The sequence below is a fragment of the Burkholderia sp. MSMB1589WGS genome, from assembly GCF_001636105.1.
Taxonomy (GTDB): domain Bacteria; phylum Pseudomonadota; class Gammaproteobacteria; order Burkholderiales; family Burkholderiaceae; genus Burkholderia; species Burkholderia humptydooensis.
In genome coordinates this window covers 878,127-899,188 of the sequence record NZ_LNJT01000008.1, presented here as the reverse complement: position 1 = coordinate 899,188, position 21,062 = coordinate 878,127, and the positions used below count along the sequence as shown (strand labels likewise).

Genomic DNA, 21,062 nt, shown 5'->3' with positions numbered 1-21,062 from the left:
CGCCGCAACGTCGCGTTCGCATCGAAGCTCTCCCGTCTCCCAAAAATACATCGTACTCCGAATCGGAACTTGCGCGACGCCGTCGACTCCCACGGTCGCGCGTCGCGTCATCGCGCAACCTACTCGCTCGGCGCATCGCGCCGATTCTCAATTGCAAGTTACGACTCGAACGGAAAAGGGTATGGCTGAAGAACAACAAGCGAAAATCATCAACGAGGGCAGGCGCGGGTTTCTCGCGCGTTCGTCGGCATGGCCGGTGGGGATGCTGATGATGCCGCTTGCCGGTTGCGGCGACGGCGATGGCATCGTGTCGTCCGCGCACGCGCAGGATGCGCCGCAGCCGTCAGGCGCGGGCTATACGATCGATCGCTCGATCCAGTCGCCGAATCAGGATTCGCGGGTGCGCACGCTCGTGCTGCATTACACCGCGCAGACGCTCACGGATTCGATCGTCTCGCTGACGAGCCCGCAGCGGCAGGTCAGCTCGCACTATCTGGTGCCCGACGCGGTCGACGGCGGCCAGCGCTTCAAGGTCTTCGAGCTCGTGCCCGAAGCACGCCGCGCATGGCACGCGGGCGTCAGCTACTGGCAGGGCGACCGGATGCTCAATGCGGGCTCGGTCGGCATCGAGATCGTCAATCTTGGTTTTCCGCCGGAGGACGAAAACCTGCCGCTGATGAACCGGCGCTGGTATCCGTATCCGGACGCGCAGGTTGCGGTGTTCGGCGCGCTCGCGGCCGACGTCGTCGCGCGGCATCAGGTGCTGCCGCACAAGGTCGTCGGGCACTCGGACGTCGCGCCCGGCCGCAAGACCGATCCGGGGCCGCTGTTCCCGTGGAAGACACTCTACGATCAATACAGGATCGGCGCGTGGCCGGAGACGGAGGCCGTCGATTACTACCGCACCAACCGGCCGTTCGCGGGCGACGTCGCGAGCCTGCAGTCGAGGCTGCTCGCATACGGCTACGACGCGCCGCAGACGGGCACGCTCGACGCGCGGACCGTCGACGTCGTGTCGGCGTTTCAAATGCACTTTCGGCCGTCGCGCTACGACGGCGTGCCGGACGTCGAAACCGTCGCGATTCTCGATGCGCTGCTCGAGAAGTACTTCAGCCGCGGCCGAGCGATCAACAAGCAGGCGCGGCCGGCCACGACCGCGCCGGAGGGCGAGAAGGGCAGCGACGTGTGGCCGCTCGTGCCCGCGTCGTCGCGCTGACGCGGCTCACGCCTGCATGCCGTGCTGCGCCGCGACGCGACGCAGCACGGCCATCGTTCGGCCCCGCCGCTCCCGCCTGCGTCGCCGCGACGACTATCGACGACATTGAAAAAGCCTATTGGGTGAGTCGCGCGCGAGCGCCTAGATTGAAATGCACGGTGCCTCAGCGGCGGCAGCCGAGCTGCGCATCGTTCCCCACAATCGTTCATCCGGTCCGGCGCCGCGCGCGCCGGCATCGGACACGGAGGCGCAGATGGCACAGCTCAAGGGCAGCAAGACCGAAGAGAACCTGAAATACGCGTTCGCCGGAGAGTCGCAGGCGAATCGCCGCTACCTGTATTTCGCATCGAAGGCGGACGTCGAGGGACAGAACGACATCGCCGCGCTGTTCCGCTCGACCGCCGAGGGCGAAACCGGCCACGCGCACGGCCACCTCGAATATCTGGAAGCGGTCGGCGATCCGGCGACGGGCTTGCCGTTCGGCTCGTCCCGCCAGAACCTGCAATCGGCGATCGCGGGCGAGACGCACGAGTACACCGACATGTACCCGGGCATGGCGAAGACCGCGCGCGAAGAAGGCTTCGACGAAATCGCGAACTGGTTCGAGACGCTCGCGAAGGCGGAACGCAGCCACGCGAACCGGTATACAAAAGCGCTCGAAGGGCTCGTCGACTGAGCGCGGCGCGCGCGGGCGCCCCCGGCCAGCGGACGCGGCCGCGCGAGCGCGCGTCGCCGCGAGTTCCGGCGCAACGCGCGCGGCCGCGCACAACGTGATGGAGCCGCCCCATGTCTCACCGAGAAGGCAGTCTGGAGGCCCCGACCCGGCACCCGCTCGATTGGCGCTCGGACGCGTTCTACGATCAGGCCGCGATCGACGGCGAGCTCACGCGCGTGTTCGAGATCTGCGCCGGCTGCCGGCGCTGCGTGTCGCTATGCGGCGCGTTTCCGACGCTGTTCGATCTCGTCGACGAGACCGATACGGGCGAAGCCCATGCGGTCGATCCGAAGTCTTTCGGCAAGGTCGTCGACCAGTGCTACCTGTGCGACCTCTGCTACATGACGAAATGCCCATACGTGCCGCCGCATCCGTGGAACGTCGACTTTCCGCATCTGATGCTGCGCGCGAAGGCCGCGCGCTACAAGCGCAACGACGTGAAGCTGCGCGACAAGCTGCTGTCGAACACCGACATGCTCGGCCACTTCGCCGGCATCCCGATCGTCACGCAGACAGTCAATGCGGCGAACCGCACGCCTGCGATGCGCAGCGCGCTCGAAGCGACGTTCGGCGTTGACCGGCGCGCGTGGCTGCCGCCGTTCGCGTCGCGCAAGTTCCGTCGCGCTGCGCAGCGCTCGCCCGTCTCGCCGCCGTCGGGCGACGGCGAGCGCACGCCGGGGCGCGTCGCGATCTACGCGACCTGCTACGTGAACTACAACGAGCCCGGCATCGGCCATGACCTGCTCGCGGTGCTCGCGCACAACGGCATCCCGTACGAGCTCGTCGCGAGCGAGGCGTGCTGCGGGATGCCGCTGCTCGAACAGGGCAATCTCGACGGCGTCGCCGCGAAGAAGGCGGTGAACATCCCCGTGCTCGCCCGCTACGCGCGAGAAGGCTATGCGTTGCTCGGCGCGATTCCGAGCTGCGTGCTGATGTACAAGAGCGAGCTGCCGCTGATGTTTCCCGACGATCCCGATGTGCGCGCGGTCGCCGACGCGTTCTGGGATCCGTTCGAGTACGTGATCGCGCGCCATCGCGACGGGCTGCTGAAGACCGATTTCAGGCATGAGCTCGGCACCGTGTCATATCACGTGCCCTGCCATGCGCGGGTGCAGAACATCGGGCGCAAGACGGCCGACGCGCTGTCGCTCGTGCCGGGCACGAAGGTGAACGTCGTCGAGCGCTGCTCGGGCCACGCGGGCACGTTCGGCGTGAAGCAGGAATTCCACGAGCAGGCGCTGAAGATCGGCGCGCCCGTGTTCAAGTCGATCGCGGAGCAGACGCCCGACTACATGTCGTCCGATTGCGCGCTCGCGGGACACCACATCGAAGAGGGCATCGGCGCGAAAGGCGTCGAGCCGCCGCCCTTCGCGCATCCGCTCACGCTGCTGCGCAAGGCGTACGGCGTCTGAGCGTACCGGACGAGGGCCATCACATGACGCTCACCCGCGATTCGCTGTTGACGCTCGAAGCGTACGCGAAAGTGCGCCGCCACGAGCATGCGCGCGTGATCGAGCACAAGAAGCGCCGTGCGGTATCGATCGGCAATCATCTGCGCCTGCTGTTCGAGGACGAGACGACGATCCGCTATCAGATCCACGAGATGCTGCACATCGAGAAGATCTTCGACGAGGACGGCATCCAGGCCGAGCTCGACGCGTATCTGCCGCTCGTGCCGGACGGCAGCAATTTCAAGGCGACGCTGCAGATCGAATACGAAAACGAAACGCAGCGACGCGCGGCGCTCACGCGCCTGATCGGCATCGAGGATCGCGTGTTCCTCGTCGTCGACGATGAGACGCCCGTCTATGCGGTCGCCGACGAGGACCTCGAACGCGACACCGCGGAGAAGACGTCCGCCGTGCACTTCCTGCGCTTCGAGTTCGGCGATGCGCTGAAGGCGAGGCTCAAGGCGGGCGCGCCGCTATCGATCGGCTGCGACCATCCTAACTATCCGGTACAAACGACGAGAATTGATCCGGACGTTGCCGCCTCGCTCGCCCGCGATCTGGACTGAGCGCGCGAGCGCGCGGCAAGCGTCGACGGGGCTGGCATCGACCGCATTCAATCAATTATGAGATTGCGCGTAATGAAAAGTATAACGATCGAAAAAGGATTTACTTACCGATTCATAAACAATTTGTCACGTATTTTCCCTTAATTTACCGATGTTGCAACGGCATCGGAAAATGCTTCCGCTAAGCGTGGGAGCTAGTGCGGGAACCCGTCTTCAAGGTAGTTTTCATCTTCCCTTCAGCCTTGCTGGACGGGACTCTCGAGCCGGCAGAGATAAAAACGTCATAAAAATTGAAAAGAAAAGCTGACCCTGCTTGGCGACTTTCTTGTTTCAGTGCGTAACATGACGCTGTTGTCATATTGAGATAAACCCTGATGATGGTATGCTTCATGCACAAAAAATATCGCATACGAGTGAGACAGTGGTTCGTGCGTCATCGTCGGGAGCTGCGGCACCTTGTTTGTGCCTGGTGCGCCGACGTGCACAACCGAATAGCGTCCATGTGCAACCTGGCCGCGGTCACGAGCGCGATTTGCTCGCGGCCGTGCCGCCAATCGCAGCCCGGCCTGGCTGCGTGGAGAGATCTATGTTCTTCGATGAGCTAAACGATGAAGAGTGGGCCCGTCTGTCGACGTTGATCGCCGATGAACCCATCCGACTGAACCGACGGGGCCGTCCGCGCGCGGAGAATCGGGTCGTCGCGAACGCGGTGCTGTGGATTCTCACCACGGGCGAGCCGTGGTCGAAACTGCCCGGCCGCTATCCGTCAGGCCCGACGTGCCGGCGCCGCTTCGAAGAATGGCTTGCGAGCGGCACGCTCGGCGAGATGGTGAGAGTGCTGTCGGAAGAGAGCGGTCGCGCGTTCGCCTACGTGCCGCCGCCGCCCGAGCCCGTCGCGCCCGTGCGGCGCGCGGAGCCGGCCGCCGATTGCGATCGCCTGCGCGGCGTGTTCTGGCAGAACCCCGAGTCGTGGCAATTGCCTGTCGCTCAGGCGGATGTCTGCCGTCCGGGCGCGGGCGTGAATGTCCACCGCTTCGCGAGCGACGACGATGAAGACGGGGCGCGCGACGCCGCGGCGCCGGATCATCACGGCTTCGCCGTGCCGGGCGCGCCCGTGCGCGATCATGGGCACGGCCGCGCGCATGCCGCGTCGTTCAGCTTCGCCACGCACGCGCCGCAAACCGAAACCTATCGCGGCTATACCGTGTACGGCATTGCGCAACCCGTGCAGAACCTGATGTATCGCGCGTGGGCGGAGATCGTGCGGGATGATCGGCGCGTCGAGCGCTCGGGTCTCATCGGTCCGCGTTTCACCGATGCCGAATCGGCGGAGCAGTATGCGCTCGATTGGGCGCGTCAATGGATCGATCGTCAATGCGCGGGCGCGCCGGATGCGCGCGAGGCGTCGGCGCCCGTTGCCGGGCAGGTCGGCAAATCGGTGCCGACGATCGCCGGGCTGTCCGCGCTCGCGATGGCCGAAACCAACATCAAGCACTTCGCGGCCGAGCGCCGCCGCGCGCTGGCGGAAGGCCGCGGCGATGCGTCGCAAGCGCAGATCGACCGGCACGAGTACGCCTATCGCGTCGGTTGAACGAGGCAGCGCCTCTCGCCGCGCGGCCCGCTCGCACGCGGGCCGCGCGGTCGCTTCGGCGCGGCCGTTCCGTCAGTGCCGTCCATAGTTGTCTTCGAAGCGGACGATGTCGTCTTCCCCGAGATACGAGCCCGATTGCACCTCGATCAGTTCGAGCGGCATCTTGCCGGGATTCTCGAGCCGATGCGACACGCCGAGCGGAATGTAGGTCGATTCGTTCTCGGACAGCAGGAAAGTTTCGTCGCCGCGCGTGATGCGCGCGGTGCCGCGCACGACGATCCAGTGCTCCGCGCGATGGTGATGCATCTGCAGCGACAGGCGCGCGCCCGGCTTGACGACGATCCGTTTCACCTGGAAGCGCTCGCCGCTGTCGACCGAGTCGTAATGTCCCCACGGGCGATGCACTTTCCGGTGATCGGACGCTTCCGTACCGGATTCCGCCTTCAGGCGACCGACGATTTTCTTCACGTCCTGCACGTGCGAGCGATCGGCGACGAGGATCGCATCGGGCGTCTCGACGACGACGAGATCCTGCGTGCCGACGCAGGCGATCAGGCGTCCTTCCGAATGCGCGAACGTCGACGATGCCTGCTCGAAGCACACGCGGCCGCGCGCGACGTTGCCTTCGGCGTCCTTGTCGCTGATCTGCCAGAGCGCGTCCCACGACCCGACGTCGGACCAGCCGGCGTCGAGCGGCACGACGGCGCCCTCGCACACCGCGGGCAGGTTCGACAGCGGCTCCATCACCGCGTAGTCGATCGAGTTCGACGGCGACGCGGCGAAGCTGTCGCGATCGACGCGGAAGAACGGACCGTCGTCGCTGCCGAGCGCGACTGCGCGCGCGCATGCGTCGTGGATCGCGGGCTGGAAGTGGCGAATCGCCTTCAGCCATACCGATGCGCGGACGATGAAGATGCCGCTGTTCCACCAATATTCGCCTGACGCGACATATTGCCGGGCGAGTTCGAGATGCGGCTTTTCGACGAAGCGGTCGAGCTTCCTTGCCGCGACGCCGAGCTCGGCGTCGCTCGCGCTCGCGTGCGCGCCGACGCGGATGTAGCCGTAGCCCGTCTCCGCGCGCGTCGGCACGATGCCGAGCGTCGCGATCATTCCTTGCTCGGCGTAGCGCACGCCTGCGGCGACCGCCTGCTGGAAGCGCGCGACGTCGGCGACCGCGTGATCGGCGGGCATCACGGTCAGGACCACGTCGTCGCCGCCCGCGACCGCGCGCAGCGCGGCGATCGTCAGCGCCGGCGCGGTGTCGCGGCCGAGCGGCTCGAGCACGAGCGTCGCGTCCTTGCCCGCGAGCCGTAATTGTTCGGCGGTCGTGAAGCGATGCTCCTCGCCGCACACGACGATCATTCGTTCGGACACCGGATGAGCGCCCGCCAGGCCGTCGAGGCGGCGCGCGGTCGATTGCAGCAGCGATTCGTCGCCGAGCAGATTGATTAGCTGCTTCGGATGACGCTCGCGCGACATCGGCCAGAGGCGCGTGCCCGAGCCTCCGGCCAATACGACGGGTTGCACGGCGACGCGCGTGCCGGCGGCGCAAGCGGACCGGGCGTCCGCGGCGAGCGTGGCGTTCATGATCACTCCTCGAGTACAAGACTGTCCCGACGTTGTAGCACGACGTAAATCGACAATAAAAGAATCGCGCGGATCGGAAAGATTGTCTGATTACTATCGTGCGGTGCATAAAAATTGCACGGGATGCGCACGAACAAATGAATAAAAAATTAGAAAAATATTGGGTGCCAACCGGAGGGAGCCGCTCCGGCAAAGGCGATCGGGCCGATTTTCATATCTTCTGGTTGTCTATCGGGACGATTGATTCGGAAAAACATGCTGGCCGAAAATCGGCATGTCGACGAAAAAATTTCCGATTATTTTTAGAAATACTTGTGCGCTTGCGGGAGGAATTTTCTTCCCGGTTCAATAACGGCATGCAATGTTTGAATCGGATGCACGTCGACGGGATGGGTGCGGCCGGTTTCCGTCTCACGAGGAATAACCATGTTGAGCGTGCTGGCCAGGATGATCGATATCGCGATGGCAGTGGCGGGTGCAATGATCGCCGCCATGATCCATCGCGGCGGCTTCGTGTGGCTCGACGAACTGCAACGCACGGTCGTCGTGTTCGACTGCATGCTCGTCGTCGTGTTCTTTCCGGCGTTCGGCATTTATCAGTCGTGGCGCGGCAAGCCGGTGTTCGGGCTCATGTGGCGCGTGTCGGTCGCATGGCTCGTCGTCGAGGGCGCGGGCATCCTGATGAGCTTCAGCGTTCACCATGCGGGCGAACTGTCGCGCTTGTGGCTCGGCTACTGGGCGATGGCGGCGATCACGCTGCTCGTCGCTTCGAAGGCCTGCGTGTACGCGGTGCTGCGGCAACTGCGGCGCGGCGGCTACAACCACAAGTCGGTTGCGATCGTCGGCAGCGCGCAGGCCGGCGCGACGAAGCGTCTTGTCGCCCACATGCGGGCGCGTCCGGATGCGGGCTTCAATCCGGTGTGCATCTACGACGAGCATGGCGACGCGTCGATGGCGGGCGCCGACGGCATCGCGATCGAGCGCCGCTTCGCAGACCTCGTGCGCCGCGTGCGCGGCCGCGAGATCGGCGAACTGTGGCTCGTGCTGCCGCTGTCCGAAGAGCCGCAGATTCATCGGATCGTCACCGAGTTCCGAAACGATTTCGTCAACATTCGTTTCGTGCCGGACGTACGCAGCCTGTCGTTCTTCAATCAGGAAGTCATCGAGCTGCTCGGCGTGCCCGCGATCAATCTCGCCGCTTCGCCGATCACCGACGTGCGGATCCTGCCGAAGTTCGTGTTCGACCGGCTGTTCGCGCTCGGCGCGCTCATGATGCTGTCGCCCGCGATGCTCGTGATCGCGATGCTCGTGAAGCTCACGTCGCCCGGCCCGGTGTTCTTCCGGCAGAAGCGCAAGGGCATCGACGGCAACGAGTTCGAGATCTACAAGTTCCGCTCGATGAAGATGCATCAGGAGGCGGCGGGAAAGGTCACGCAGGCGAAGAAGAACGATTCGCGCGTGACGCCCTTCGGCCGCTTTCTGCGCCGCACGAGCCTCGACGAGCTGCCGCAGTTCATCAACGTGCTCAAGGGCGAGATGTCGGTGGTCGGCCCGCGTCCGCACGCGCTCGAGCACGACGACATCTACAAGGATCTCGTCAAGGGCTACATGTTCCGCTACCGGATCAAGCCGGGCATCACCGGCTGGGCGCAAATCAACGGCTTTCGCGGCGAGACCGACCGCATCGAGAAGATGATGGGCCGCGTGAAGCTCGATCTGTACTACATGCAGAACTGGTCGTTCTGGCTCGACATCAAGATCGTCGCGCTGACGCTGTGGAAAGGCTTCACCGGCAGCAACGCGTACTGAGCGCGGCAACGCGTTTTACGACTCACTGGGTAAAGAGGTTCGACAGATGAATCTGACTATTATCGGCAGCGGTTATGTAGGGCTCGTCACGGGCGCATGTCTCGCCGACATCGGCCACGACGTGTTCTGTCTCGACGTCGATCGGAAAAAGATCGACATCCTGAACGGCGGCGGCGTGCCGATTCACGAGCCGGGCCTCAAGGAGATCATCGCGCGCAACCGCTCGGCGGGCCGCCTGCAGTTCTCGACCGATGTCGAAGCGGCCGTCGCGCACGGCGACGTGCAGTTCATCGCGGTCGGCACGCCGCCCGACGAGGACGGCTCCGCGGACCTGCAGTACGTGCTCGCCGCGGCGCGCAACATCGGTCGCTACATGAAGGGCTTCAAGGTGATCGTCGACAAGTCGACGGTGCCCGTCGGCACGGCCGAGCGCGTGCGCGCGGCCGTCGCTGACGAGCTGAAGGCGCGCGGCGACGACTCGATGTTTTCGATCGTGTCGAATCCGGAGTTCCTGAAGGAGGGCGCGGCGATCGAGGATTTCACGCGGCCGGACCGGATCGTGATCGGCTGCGACGACGACGTGCCCGGCGAGCGCGCGCGCGAGCTGATGAAGAAGCTCTACGCGCCGTTCAATCGCAATCACGAGCGCACGCTCTACATGGACGTGCGCTCGGCCGAGTTCACGAAGTATGCGGCGAACGCGATGCTCGCGACGCGCATCTCGTTCATGAACGAGCTCGCGAATCTCGCGGACCGCTTCGGCGCTGACATCGAAGCGGTGCGGCGCGGGATCGGCTCCGATCCGCGCATCGGCTATCACTTCCTGTACGCGGGCTGCGGCTACGGCGGCTCGTGCTTTCCGAAGGACGTCGAAGCGTTGATCCGCACGGCGGCCGAGCACGGGCAGGCGCTGCGCGTGCTGCAGGCGGTGTCCGCCGTCAACGACGAGCAGAAGCACGTGCTCGCGCGGAAGGTCGTCGCGCGCTTCGGCGAGGATCTGACGGGCCGCCGCTTCGGCGTGTGGGGCCTCGCGTTCAAGCCGAACACCGACGACATGCGCGAGGCGCCGAGCCGCGCGCTGATCGCGGAGCTGCTGTCGCGCGGCGCGCACGTTGTTGCCTACGATCCGGTCGCGCAGGCCGAGGCGCAGCGCGTGCTCGCGCTCGATCTGGGCGACCGCGAGCACGTGCTCGGGCGACTCGCATTCGCCGAGGACGAAGCGCAGGTCGCGCAGGACGCGGACGCGCTCGTGATCGTCACCGAATGGAAGGCGTTCAAGAGTCCGGATTTCGTCGCGCTCGGCAAGCGCTGGAAGACGCCCGTGATTTTCGACGGACGCAATCTGTACGAGCCGATCGCGATGCGCGAGCTCGGCATCGAGTACTACCCGATCGGGCGGCCCGGCACCGCGCAGCGCGCGGCGTCGGGCGACCGGAACGATGCGCGCGCAGCGCGCGCGGGCGCGTGAGCGATCGGCACGGGTTCGAGCATGTTTCGTAACATTCTGATCGTATGCCGCGCGAACGTGTGCCGAAGTCCGGCCGCGGAGCTGCTGTTCAGGTCGATGGCGCTGCGCAAGCCGCTTTCGTTCCACTCGGCGGGCATCGCCGCGAACGACGGCGACGGCATCGATCCGACGATGTCGCGCCTGCTCGCCGAGCGCGGCGTCGACGCGGCGCCGCATCGTTCGCAGCGGCTGAGCCGCGCGCTCGTGCGCGCCGCGGATCTCGTGCTCGTCACCGAGCGCCGGCAAATCGCCGAGGTCGAGACGATCGATCCGTTCGCGCGCGGCAAGGTGCATTTGCTCGGCAAATGGGAGGGCGCGGAGATCGCCGATCCGTACGGCGGTCCCGAGGCCGATTATCGGGAGAGCTACACATTGATCGAACGTCTCGTTCAAGGATGGTTGCAAAAGATATGCTGAATCGTTCGCTTAGACCCCTGATGCTCGCCGTCGCGGCCGCCACGCTGTTGCAGGCGTGCGCGACGGCGCCCGGCAACTACCTCGACACGTCGCGTCTCGACGACAAGGATGCGCAGTCTGCCGAGCATTACAACGTGCAGCTCATCACCGCGCAACTGGTCGCATCGCAGGCCGACGCGCAGCGCAAGGAGCAGCAGCCGCTGCCGCCCGCGCGCTTCGTCGATCCGACGCAGTACGTGTACCGGATCGCGCCGCAGGACATTCTCGGCGTGACCGTCTGGGATCACCCGGAGCTCACGACGCCGCAGGGCCAGTCGTTCTCGAGCGGCGGCAACACGACGCAGACGGTCGCGGGCGCGCTGCAGCAGCCGTATGCGAACGCGCTGCCCGGCCAGGCCGATCCGTACGGGCAGACGGTGATGTCCGACGGCACAATCTATTTTCCGTTCGTCGGCCGCCTGCGTGCGGCGGGCAAGACGGTCGGCCAGGTGCGCGACGAGCTTGCGGCGCGGCTTGCGCGCTACGTGAAGAATCCGCAGGTCGACGTGCGCGTGCTGTCGTATCGCAGCCAGAAAGTGCAGGTGACGGGCGAAGTGAAGACGCCCGGCCCGCTCGCGATCACCGACGTGCCGCTCACGCTCGTCGATGCGATCACGCGCTCGGGCGGCTCGACGAACGAGGCCGATCTGCAGCGCGTGCGCTTGACGCGCGAAGGCAAGTTCTACCAGCTCGACGCGAACGGCATGCTCGATCGCGGCGATGTTTCGCAGAACGTGATGCTGCAGCCGGGCGACATCGTCAACGTGCCGGACCGCGGCGACAGCCGCGTGTTCGTGATGGGCGAGGTGAAGACGCCCGCGACGGTGCCGATGCTCAAGGGGCGCCTCTCGATCGCCGACGCGCTCACGGCGGGCGGCGGCATCCTCGACACCGATGCGAATCCGCGCCAGGTGTACGTGCTGCGCGATCTGCAGGACAAGCCGAACACGCCCGACATCTTCCGCCTCGACATGACGCAGCCCGACGCGCTGATGCTGTCGAGCCGCTTCCGGCTGAAGCCGCTCGACGTCGTGTACGTCGGCACGGCGGGATCGGTGCGCTTCAACCGCCTGCTGCAGCAGATTTTCCCGACGATCCAGTCGATTTACTACATGAAGCAGATCACGCGCTGATCGGTCCCGGGCCGTCGCGCGCGGCCCGCCTCAACCTCAAGCGGGAATGCATGGTGAATACGCAAGCGAAACATCCTTATGCCGACCTCGCGGTGAAGACCGACGAGGAAGACGTCGTCCTGGGTCAGATGATCCAGGTGATTCTCGACGATATCTGGCTGCTCCTCGGCATCGCGTTGGTCGTGATCGCGCTCGCCGGGCTCTACTGCTACGTCGCGAAGCCGATCTATTCGGCCGATGCGCAGGTGCGGGTCGAGGCGAGCGACAACACGTCGCAAGCGCTCACGCAGACGCAGACGGGCGCGATGATCAACAGCGGGCCGCCGACGCCGCCCACCGATGCCGAAATCGAGATCATCAAGAGCCGCGGCGTCGTCGCGCCGGTTGTCGAGCAGTTCAAGCTGAACTCGTCGGTGAGCCCGAACACGTTCCCGATTCTCGGCGCGATCGCGGCGCGGCTCGCGACGCCGGGCCATCCGGCCAAGCCGTGGCTCGGGCTGTCCTCGTACGCGTGGGGCGGCGAGGAGGCGAACGTCGATTCGATCGACGTGACGCCCGCGCTCGAAGGCAAGAAGCTGACGCTCACGGCCGGCGCGGACGGTGCCTACACGCTCGCCGATCCGGACGGCGCCCTGCTCGTGCGCGGCAAGGTCGGCGAGAGCGAGCAGGGCGGCGGCGTGACGATCAGCGTGTCGAAGCTCGTCGCGCGGCCGGGCACGCGGTTCACGGTGATCCGGCAGAACGATCTCGATGCGATCACCGCGTTCCAGTCTGCGATCCAGGTGACGGAGCAGGGCAAGCAGACGGGCGTGATCCAGATCTCGCTCGAAGGCAAGGACCCCGAACAGACCGCGCAGATCGCGAACGCGCTCGCGCAGTCGTATCTGCATCAGCACGTGACGAGCAAGCAGGCCGAAGCGACGAAGATGCTCGAGTTCCTGAAGAACGAAGAGCCGCGCCTGAAATCGGACCTCGAGCGCGCGGAGGCGGAGCTCACCCAGTATCAGCGCACGTCGGGCTCGATCAACGCGAGCGACGAAGCGAAGGTCTATCTCGAAGGCAGCGTCCAGTACGAGCAGCAGATCGCCGCGCAGCGGCTGCAGCTCGCGGCGCTCGCGCAGCGCTACACGGACGAGCATCCGCTCGTCGTCGCGGCGAAGCAGCAGCTCGGACAACTCGAGGCGGAGCGCGCGAAGTACGACGGCAAGTTCCGCGGGCTGCCGGCGACCGAAGTGAAGGCGGTCGCGCTGCAGCGCAACGCGAAGGTCGCGGAAGACATCTACGTGCTGCTGCTCAACCGCGTGCAGGAGCTATCGGTGCAGAAGGCCGGCACGGGCGGCAGCATCCGCCTCGTCGATGCGGCGCTGCGCCCGGGCGTGCCGGTCAAGCCGAAGAAGGTGCTGATCCTGTCGGCGGCGACGCTGCTCGGCCTGATTCTCGGCACGAGCGTCGTGTTCCTGCGCCGCAACCTGTTTCATGGGATCGAGGACCCGGATCGCGTCGAGCGCGCGTTCAACCTGCCGCTGTACGGCCTCGTGCCGATGAGCGCGGAGCAGACGCGATTCGATGCCGCGGACAAGGGCAACCGCGTGCGGCCGATTCTCGCGTGCGCGCGGCCGAAGGATCTGAGCGTCGAGAGCCTGCGCAGCCTGCGCACCGCGATGCAGTTCGCGCTGATGGACGCGAGGAACCGCGTGATCGTGCTGACGGGCCCGACGCCCGGCATCGGCAAGAGCTTTCTCGCGATCAATCTCGCCGCGCTCGTCGCGCATTCGGGCAAGCGTGTGCTGCTGATCGACGCGGACATGCGGCGCGGCACGCTCGACCGCCATTTCGGAACGGGTGGGAGAAGCGGCCTGTCGGAGCTGCTGAGCGACCAGGTCGCGCTCGAAGAGGCGATTCGCGAAACGTCGGTGCCGGGGCTGTCGTTCATTCCGTCGGGCGCGCGCCCGCCGAATCCGTCGGAGCTGCTGATGTCGCCGCGTCTGTCGCAATACCTCGACGGCCTCGCGAAGCGCTACGACATGGTGATCGTCGATTCGCCGCCGATTCTCGCCGTCACCGATGCGACGATCTTCGGCGAGCTCGCCGGCTCGACGTTCCTCGTGCTGCGCTCGGGCATGCACACCGAGGGCGAGATCGGCGATGCGATCAAGCGGTTGCGCACCGCGGGCGTGCAGTTGCAAGGCGGGATCTTCAACGGCGTGCCGGCGCGCACGCGCGGCTACGGCCGCGGCTATGCGGCCGTGCACGAATATCTGAACGCATGACGCGGGCTCTTCTTCGATCGACGAGGTGACGATGAAAATTTCCGTACTCGTGCCGACCTACCGGCGTCCCGCGGATCTCGCGCGCTGTCTGGTCGCGCTGCAGCGGCAGCGCGTCGCGCCCGACGAGGTGATCGTCGTCGCGCGCCCCGACGACGACGCGACGCACGAGCGGCTCGCCGATCCGGGCGTATGCGGCGCGCTCGCGCTGCGGATCGTGACGGTCGACGTGCCGGGACAGGTGGCTGCGCTCAACCGCGGGCTCGACGCCGCGCGCGGCGACGTGGTAGCGATTACCGACGACGACGCCGCGCCGCGCGCCGACTGGATCGAGCGGATCGGCACGATTTTCGCGGCCGATCCGCGCGTCGGCGCCGTGGGCGGCCGCGACTGGGTGCACGAGAAAGGCCGGCTGCTCGACGGCGAGCAGTCGCTCGTCGGCAGGCTCACGATGTCGGGCAAGATCATCGGCAATCATCATCTCGGCGTCGGCGGCGCGCGCGAAGTCGATACGCTGAAAGGCGCGAACATGAGCTACCGCCGCGCGGCGATCGAGGGCCTGCGCTTCGACACGCGCCTTCGCGGCGCGGGCGCGCAGACGCACAACGACACGTCGTTCAGCATGGGCGTGAAGCGCGCGGGCTGGAAGCTCGTCTACGACCCGGCCGTCGCGGTCGACCATTACCCGGCCGAGCGCTTCGACGACGACCGCCGCGACGCCGCGTCGATGGCCGCGCTGTCGAACGCCGCGTACAACCTGCATCTGACGTTGCGCGAGCATCTGCCGCCCATGCGGCGCGAGATCGCATGGTGGTGGTGGACGTTCGTCGGCACCCGTGCGTATCCGGGGCTCGTGCACGTCGTGCTGACCGCCGCGGCGAAGAACGGCGCGAGCATGCGCGCGCGCTGGCGCGCGGTGCGGCAAGGCGCGCACGACGCGCGACGCATGGCGCCCGCGCCTCACGCCGGCGTTGCGCAATGAGCGACACGTTGCAGATTCAATCGATTCGGGCTGGAGTTTTCGCATGACCGTCACGAAGGTTCACGTTCATCTGTTTTACGGCGCCGATCCGCGTACCTATCGCAAGGGCGACGATATCGGCTGCCTGTACGGCTATCACCATGCGGAGTCCGAAGAGTTCGCATTGACGTATTCGCGCGACGCGCGCGAGGGTCGGCTCGTCGGCATCGGCCGCCGCGCGCTGAAGTACGCGCTCGGCTTCGATCTGATGCATGCATGGCGCAACCGCGCCGAGCTGCTGGAATCCGACGTGATCTGGACGCACACCGAGCAGGAGCATCTTGCGGCCGCGTTCGTGCTGAAGCTGTCCGGCGCGCGCGGCGCGAGGCCGCTGCTGCTCGCGCAAAGCGTCTGGCTGCTCGACAAATGGCCCGGCTATGGCTTCGTGCGCCGCTGGGCGTACCGGAAGCTGATCGGCCGCGCGGACGTGCTGACGACGCTCGCGCGCAACAACGCCGAGCTGTGCCGCCGCTACCTGCGGCGCGATGCATTGCAGGTGTACTACGGGCTGAACACGCAGGATTTCCCGATTGGCGCGCCGGATGCCTGGTCGCCGCACCGGCCGCTGCGCATCGCCGCGATCGGCAACGATCGCGATCGCGACTGGAAGACGTTCGTCGCCGCGTTCGGCGGCGATTCGCGCTACGACGTGCGGCTCGCGACGCGCCGCCGGATTCCGCGCGCGCTGCATGCGCCGAACGTCGAGATCGCGCCCGCGTCGGGCATCGTCAAGCAGCGCGAGCTGTACGACTGGGCGGATCTGATCGTCGTGCCGCTGCGGCCGAACCATCACGCGTCGGGCATCACGGTGATGCTCGAGGCGGCGGCCGTCGGCAAGCCGATGATCGTCACCGACGTCGGCGGGCTGCGCGACTATTTCCCGCACGGCACCGCGACCTACGTGCAGCCGTTCGACGCGCCCGCGCTGCGGCGCGCGGCCGACGCGCTCGCCGCGCGGCCCGACCAGGCGCTCGCGCGCGCGCAGGCGGCCGCGCGCCGGTTGCGGGAACGCGATCTGACGACGCAGCAGTTCGCCGCGCAGCACGCGCGGATCACGCGCGATCTGCTCACGCGCCGCCGCGCGCAACAGGCGGCCGAGGCGGCGCTGTCGTTCGCCGATTCGCGTTCGCACTCGAACGGTTGAGGACGGCTGCGATGAGCGCGACGACCCTGCCCGTTCCCGCATCCGGCGGCGGCGCGCGCCGCAGCAAACTGCTGAGCGATCCGAAGCATTGGGTCGCGCAGGCAGGCTTGTGGACCGTCACGGCGCTGCTGATCGCCGCGCATCAGGGCACGCTGCTGACGTACGGCTTTCCATGTCTCGCGGTCGCGGCCGGCTTGTGGCTGTATTTCATGAGCCCGGCGCGCTATGTCGGCTTCATGTGGTGGATGTGGTTCCTGAGCCCGGAGGTGCGCCGCCTCGCCGACTGGTCGAAGGGCGCCTATACGCCGACGAGCCTGATCCAGATCGCGCCGCTCGCGGTCACGATGATCGCGGGGCTCGGCTTGCTGCGCCACTACCGCGTGCTCGCCGAGCGACGCGGGCTGCCGGTGCTGTTGATCCTGTTCGGCCTGATATACGCGTTTCTCGTCGGCGTCGTGTCGAGCGGGCCGCTCGCCGCCACCTACGACCTCGCGAACTGGCTCTACCCGGTGCTGATCGGCTTTCACATCGCCGTTCATTCGCGGGACTACCCCGAGTACCGGAAGGTGATCCTGTCGACGTTCGTCTGGGGGATGCTCGTGATGGGCGTCTATGGAATCGTGCAGTTCTTCGCGATGCCGAAATGGGATGCGCTGTGGATGATCGGCTCGCAGATGAATTCGCAGGGCGATCCGGTGCCGTACGGCGTGCGCGTGTTCAGCACGATGAATTCGTCGGGGCCGTTCGCGTTCGCGATGATGGGCGCGCTCGTGTTCATGATCGCCGCGACGGAGCGCGTGCGCTGGATCGCGGGCGCCGCGGGCTTCATTTCGTTCTGCCTGTGTCTCGTGCGCTCGACGTGGGGCGGCTGGGTGATCGCGCTCGCGATCCAGCTCGCGAAATCGAGCAATCGCGTGCGCGTGCGGATCATCGGCAGCGCGGTCGTGCTGGCCGCGCTGTGCGTGCCGCTCCTGACCGTCGGGCCGGTGGCGGACCGTCTCGGCCAGCGCCTGCAGTCGATCACGAACCTGAAGGACGACCGCAGCTACGACGACCGCAACAAGTTCTACGCGACGTTCGCGCAGACTGCGTTTACCGACGTCGCGGGCGAGGGCCTCGGCGCGACCGGCGCGTCGACGAAGCTGTCGAGCGACGGCGGCAGCCTCGGCAAGTACGGCAGCTTCGACAGCGGCGTGATGAACGTGCCGTTCGTGCTCGGCTGGCCCGGCACGCTGCTCTATCTGCTCGGGCTCGTCTGGCTGCTCGGCCGCGCGCTGCGCGCATCGTTGCGGCTGCGGCGCGACAAGTTCGCCGCCGCGTGCCTGAGTCTCAGTTTGTCTGTCTTCGCGATGCTCGTCTTTACCAATTCGTTCATCGGCACGGGAGGGCTGTTGCTGTTCATGAGCATATTTTCGATCTTGTCCGCGGCGCATTGGCAAAAGCTGCAACGCGTGAGCGCCGCGCGTTTTCCGGGAGCCGACCAGTGAGAATCGCCATCGTCACGCACGTCGTGCGCCATAACGACGGCCAGGGACGCGTCAATTACGAGATCGCGCGAGCGGCGCTCGCGGAAAACTACCAGGTGACGCTCGTCGCGTCGCACGTCGCGCCCGAGTTGCTCGCGGATGCGCGCGTGCGCTGGATCGCCGTGAAGGCGGGCCGCTTCTGGCCGTCGAACCTCGTCAAGCAGCAGGTGTTCGCGATCAAGAGCGCATGGTGGCTGCGCCGTCATCGCGACGCATACGACGTGCTGCACGTCAACGGCTTCATCTCGTGGGTGCGCGCCGACGTGAACACCGCCCACTTCGTCCATAGCGGCTGGTTCGCGAGCCGCTACTACCCGTTCGGCCTGTCGAAGGGGATGTGGTCCGCGTATCAGTACGTCTATACGCGCGCCAACACGCTGCTCGAACGCTGGGCGTACCGGCGCGCGCGCGCGATCACGGCCGTGTCGCAGAAGGTCGCCGACGAGATCCGGCAGATCGGTATCGACGGCGAGCGGATCGGCGTCATCTACAACGGCGTCGACGCGCAGGCGTTCGCGAACGCGGCGCCTGATCGCAGCGCGTTCGGCCTGCCGGCCGAGCCGTTCATGCTGCTGTTCGTCGGCGATCTGCGCACGCCGCGCAAGAATCTCGGCACCGTGCTGAAAGCGCTCGCGCATCTGCCGTCGAGCGTGCATCTCGCGGTCGCGGGCTATTTGCCCGGCAGTCCGTATCCGGGCGAGGCGCGCGCGCTGAAGATCGATTCGCGCGTGCATTTCCTCGGGCTTGTGAAGAACATGCCGACGCTGATGTCGTCGGTCGACGCGTACGTGTTTCCTTCGCGCTACGAAGCGATGAGCCTGTCGCTGCTCGAGGCGATGGCGGCGGGGCTGCCTGTCGTGACCGCGCGCACTGCGGGCGGCGCGGAGATCATCACGCCGGAGTGCGGGATCGTGCTCGACGATCCGGACGATCCGGCCGCGCTCGCGCACGCGATCGAACGCCTCGCGCGCTCGCGCGACGCGTGCCGCGCGATGGGCGACGCGGCGCGCAGGCTGATGGAGGGATTCGGCTGGGCGCGCATGGGCGCGCAGTACATCGCGCTGTATCGGCGGCTGCGCCAGTCGTCGCAGTCGCCGTCGCTCGCCGGCGCCGAGCATGTCGTGACGCAGGAGCCATCGTGATGAAGCACACCGGAACGTCGATCAAGTCGCTGCAAATCGGCATGCACTGGTTTCCCGAGCGGGCGGGCGGGCTCGATCGCATGTACTACTCGCTCGTCGGCGCATTGCCGGGCGCGGGTGTCGCGGTGCGCGGCGTCGTCGCGGGCTCCGAGCGCGTCGCGGCCGATACGGGCGGCGCGATCCGCGGCTTCGGACCGGCGACGTCGTCGCTGCCGCGCCGGATGATCGCCGCGCGTCACGCGCTGCGCGACGTGGTCCGCATCGAGCGGCCCGATGTCGTGTCGTCGCATTTCGCGCTGTACACGTTCCCCGGGCTCGACGTGACGCGCGGCATCCCGCAGGTGTCGCATTTCCAGGGCCCGTGGGCTGACGAGAGCCACGTCGAGGGCGCGGATTCGATCGGGCAGAAGGTCAAGCACCGGCTCGAGCAGGCGGTCTACGCGCGCTCGTCGCGGCTCATCGTGCTGTCGCGCGCGTTCGGGCAGATTCTCACGTCGCGCTACAACGTCGATCCGGCGCGCGTGCGCGTCGTGCCCGGTTGCGTCGACACCACGCAATTCGATCTGCCGATGACGTCCGCCGACGCGCGTCGCAAGCTGCAACTGCCGCAGGACCGGCCGATCGTGCTCGCGGTACGGCGGCTCGTGCGGCGCATGGGGCTCGAGGATCTGATCGACGCGGTGAAGACCGTGCGCCGTCGGCATCCGGACGTACTGCTGCTGATTGCCGGCAAGGGGCGGCTCGAAGGCGAATTGCAGGAACGGATCGACGATGCCGAGCTCGGCGACAACGTGAAGCTGCTCGGCTTCGTGCCCGACCATCATCTGGCCGCGCTGTACCGCGCGGCGACGCTGAGCGTCGTGCCGACCGTCGCGCTCGAAGGCTTCGGGCTCATCACCGTCGAGTCGCTCGCGTCCGGCACGCCGGTGCTCGTGACACCCGTCGGCGGGCTGCCGGAGGCGGTCGCGGGCCTGTCCGAGGCGCTCGTGCTGCCGGAGATCGGCGCGGCCGCGATCGCGGACGGGTTGACGGCCGCGCTGTCCGGCTCGCTCGTGCTGCCGGATGCGGACGCATGCCGGCAATACGCGCGCGCGCATTTCGACAACACAGTGATTGCGCGCCGTGTCGCGGAGGTCTACGAGGAGGCGATTCGGGCGGCGGGTTGATCGCTGCGCCACCGGCCGGGCGCGAGTCCGAACCGTTTGGTGAACGCGTGCGTGAATGCGCTCTGATCGGCGAAACCGACTTCGCTCGCGATGTCGGTCAGCGAACGTTTCGGATCCCCCATCAATACGACGGCGGCGTCGAGCCGCAGCCGCTGCAGATAGCGATGCGGCGTCTCGCCGAACGCTTCGCAGAAGAGCTGATGGAAGCGGCGCATGCCGAATCCGCAATGCGCGGCGAGATCGGCGATGCGCAGCGGCTGAGCGAGATGCGCGCGCAGCCAGCGATCGATGCGCGCGAAGTCGAGCCCGACGGCGGGCTGCGCCGGCGCGCCGCCCAGTTCGCCGACGAGCGCGTCGCATAGCCGCGCGGCTGCTTGCCAGTGCAGGCGCCGGGCCGATGCGGTGTCGACGCGCGGCCCGCGCGCGAGTCGCGACGCGAATTCGCCGACGAGCATCGTGAGGCCCGGGGCGATCGCCATCGTCTTGGGGCGCTCGAACAGCCGCTCGGGCACCGCGAGCGAGCCGGGCGGCAAGTCGAGCACCAGTTGGCTGTTGTGGGCGAGCCCCGCGTAGTCGTGCCGCGAGCCGGCCGGAATCAGCCACGCGGAGCGGCAGTCGATCCGCTCGTCGACGCCGTCGACCGTCATCGTCATCGCGCCGTCGACACCGAGCACGATCTGATGGAAGTCGTGCACGTCCGACTCCTGCACGACGCCGTAACGGCGCAGCGACAGGGTGGGCGAAGCGGGGCGGGTCATGATCGAG

General features: G+C 66.9%; 18 protein-coding genes. 15 read left to right on the top strand and 3 right to left on the bottom strand.

Annotation, left to right across the window (positions count from 1 at the left end):
• Window positions 1–181 precede the first annotated feature (181 nt).
• The 5 genes from WT16_RS21760 to WT16_RS21740 all read left to right on the top strand — a co-directional run bounded on the left by WT16_RS21760 (window position 182) and on the right by WT16_RS21740 (window position 5,539).
• The gene (locus WT16_RS21760) at window positions 182–1,216 is read left to right on the top strand and encodes an N-acetylmuramoyl-L-alanine amidase (protein ID WP_063534187.1); all 1,035 of its coding nucleotides are present in this window, start codon (window positions 182–184) and stop codon (window positions 1,214–1,216) included.
• Window positions 1,217–1,469: 253 nt separating this feature from the next.
• A complete protein-coding gene (locus WT16_RS21755; protein WP_009915736.1) occupies window positions 1,470–1,892 on the top strand; it encodes a rubrerythrin family protein in 423 nt (140 codons plus the stop codon).
• Window positions 1,893–2,002: 110 nt separating this feature from the next.
• The gene (locus WT16_RS21750; RefSeq protein ID WP_006027959.1) at window positions 2,003–3,343 is read left to right on the top strand and encodes a heterodisulfide reductase-related iron-sulfur binding cluster; all 1,341 of its coding nucleotides are present in this window, start codon (window positions 2,003–2,005) and stop codon (window positions 3,341–3,343) included.
• Between the two features lie 23 nt (window positions 3,344–3,366).
• The gene (locus WT16_RS21745) at window positions 3,367–3,948 is read left to right on the top strand and encodes a DUF3501 family protein (protein ID WP_006027958.1); all 582 of its coding nucleotides are present in this window, start codon (window positions 3,367–3,369) and stop codon (window positions 3,946–3,948) included.
• Between the two features lie 586 nt (window positions 3,949–4,534).
• Window positions 4,535–5,539, top strand: a complete 1,005-nt coding sequence (locus WT16_RS21740) for a transposase (RefSeq protein WP_063534186.1) — start codon at window positions 4,535–4,537, stop codon at window positions 5,537–5,539.
• A 72-nt stretch (window positions 5,540–5,611) separates the two neighbouring features.
• Here WT16_RS21740 and WT16_RS21735 read toward each other — a convergent pair whose 3' ends face one another.
• Window positions 5,612–7,126, bottom strand: a complete 1,515-nt coding sequence (locus WT16_RS21735) for a mannose-1-phosphate guanylyltransferase/mannose-6-phosphate isomerase (protein ID WP_063534930.1) — start codon at window positions 7,124–7,126, stop codon at window positions 5,612–5,614.
• A gap of 302 nt (window positions 7,127–7,428) precedes the next feature.
• A complete protein-coding gene (locus tag WT16_RS34530) occupies window positions 7,429–7,620 on the bottom strand; it encodes a hypothetical protein (RefSeq protein ID WP_162486726.1) in 192 nt (63 codons plus the stop codon).
• On the opposite strand from WT16_RS34530, the gene WT16_RS21730 reads away from it, so the two are divergent.
• The 10 genes from WT16_RS21730 to WT16_RS21685 are packed head-to-tail and all read left to right on the top strand — an operon-like array spanning window position 7,553 to window position 20,297.
• Complete coding sequence (locus WT16_RS21730; protein ID WP_009915732.1) at window positions 7,553–8,935, top strand: undecaprenyl-phosphate glucose phosphotransferase; 1,383 nt, start codon at window positions 7,553–7,555, stop codon at window positions 8,933–8,935. The two genes, WT16_RS34530 and WT16_RS21730, sit on opposite strands and share 68 nt — an antisense overlap.
• A 46-nt stretch (window positions 8,936–8,981) precedes the next feature.
• Window positions 8,982–10,403 (top strand): UDP-glucose/GDP-mannose dehydrogenase family protein, encoded by a 1,422-nt coding sequence (locus WT16_RS21725; protein WP_063534185.1) that lies wholly within the window; start codon window positions 8,982–8,984, stop codon window positions 10,401–10,403.
• Window positions 10,404–10,424: 21 nt separating this feature from the next.
• A complete protein-coding gene (locus WT16_RS21720) occupies window positions 10,425–10,859 on the top strand; it encodes a low molecular weight protein-tyrosine-phosphatase (protein ID WP_059928906.1) in 435 nt (144 codons plus the stop codon).
• Window positions 10,853–12,031 (top strand): polysaccharide biosynthesis/export family protein, encoded by a 1,179-nt coding sequence (locus WT16_RS21715; RefSeq protein ID WP_043282921.1) that lies wholly within the window; start codon window positions 10,853–10,855, stop codon window positions 12,029–12,031. Before WT16_RS21720 ends, WT16_RS21715 begins: the two co-directional genes overlap by 7 nt.
• A gap of 50 nt (window positions 12,032–12,081) precedes the next feature.
• Window positions 12,082–14,301: a polysaccharide biosynthesis tyrosine autokinase gene (locus tag WT16_RS21710; RefSeq protein WP_063534184.1), complete on the top strand. Its 2,220-nt coding sequence runs from the start codon at window positions 12,082–12,084 to the stop codon at window positions 14,299–14,301.
• Between the two features lie 31 nt (window positions 14,302–14,332).
• Window positions 14,333–15,280: a glycosyltransferase family 2 protein gene (locus WT16_RS21705; protein ID WP_063534183.1), complete on the top strand. Its 948-nt coding sequence runs from the start codon at window positions 14,333–14,335 to the stop codon at window positions 15,278–15,280.
• A gap of 43 nt (window positions 15,281–15,323) precedes the next feature.
• Window positions 15,324–16,463, top strand: coding sequence for a glycosyltransferase (locus WT16_RS21700; RefSeq protein ID WP_063534182.1), 1,140 nt, complete (start codon window positions 15,324–15,326; stop codon window positions 16,461–16,463).
• 11 nt (window positions 16,464–16,474) lie between these two features.
• On the top strand, window positions 16,475–17,950 hold the full coding sequence (locus WT16_RS21695) for a hypothetical protein (RefSeq protein WP_063534181.1): 1,476 nt from the start codon (window positions 16,475–16,477) through the stop codon (window positions 17,948–17,950).
• Complete coding sequence (locus WT16_RS21690) at window positions 17,947–19,131, top strand: glycosyltransferase family 4 protein (RefSeq protein ID WP_015603535.1); 1,185 nt, start codon at window positions 17,947–17,949, stop codon at window positions 19,129–19,131. Before WT16_RS21695 ends, WT16_RS21690 begins: the two co-directional genes overlap by 4 nt.
• Complete coding sequence (locus WT16_RS21685) at window positions 19,131–20,297, top strand: glycosyltransferase family 4 protein (RefSeq protein ID WP_009915725.1); 1,167 nt, start codon at window positions 19,131–19,133, stop codon at window positions 20,295–20,297. Before WT16_RS21690 ends, WT16_RS21685 begins: the two co-directional genes overlap by 1 nt.
• Here WT16_RS21685 and WT16_RS21680 read toward each other — a convergent pair.
• Window positions 20,267–21,055, bottom strand: a complete 789-nt coding sequence (locus tag WT16_RS21680; protein ID WP_063534180.1) for an AraC family transcriptional regulator — start codon at window positions 21,053–21,055, stop codon at window positions 20,267–20,269. The genes WT16_RS21685 and WT16_RS21680 overlap by 31 nt on opposite strands.
• Window positions 21,056–21,062: the final 7 nt, after the last annotated feature.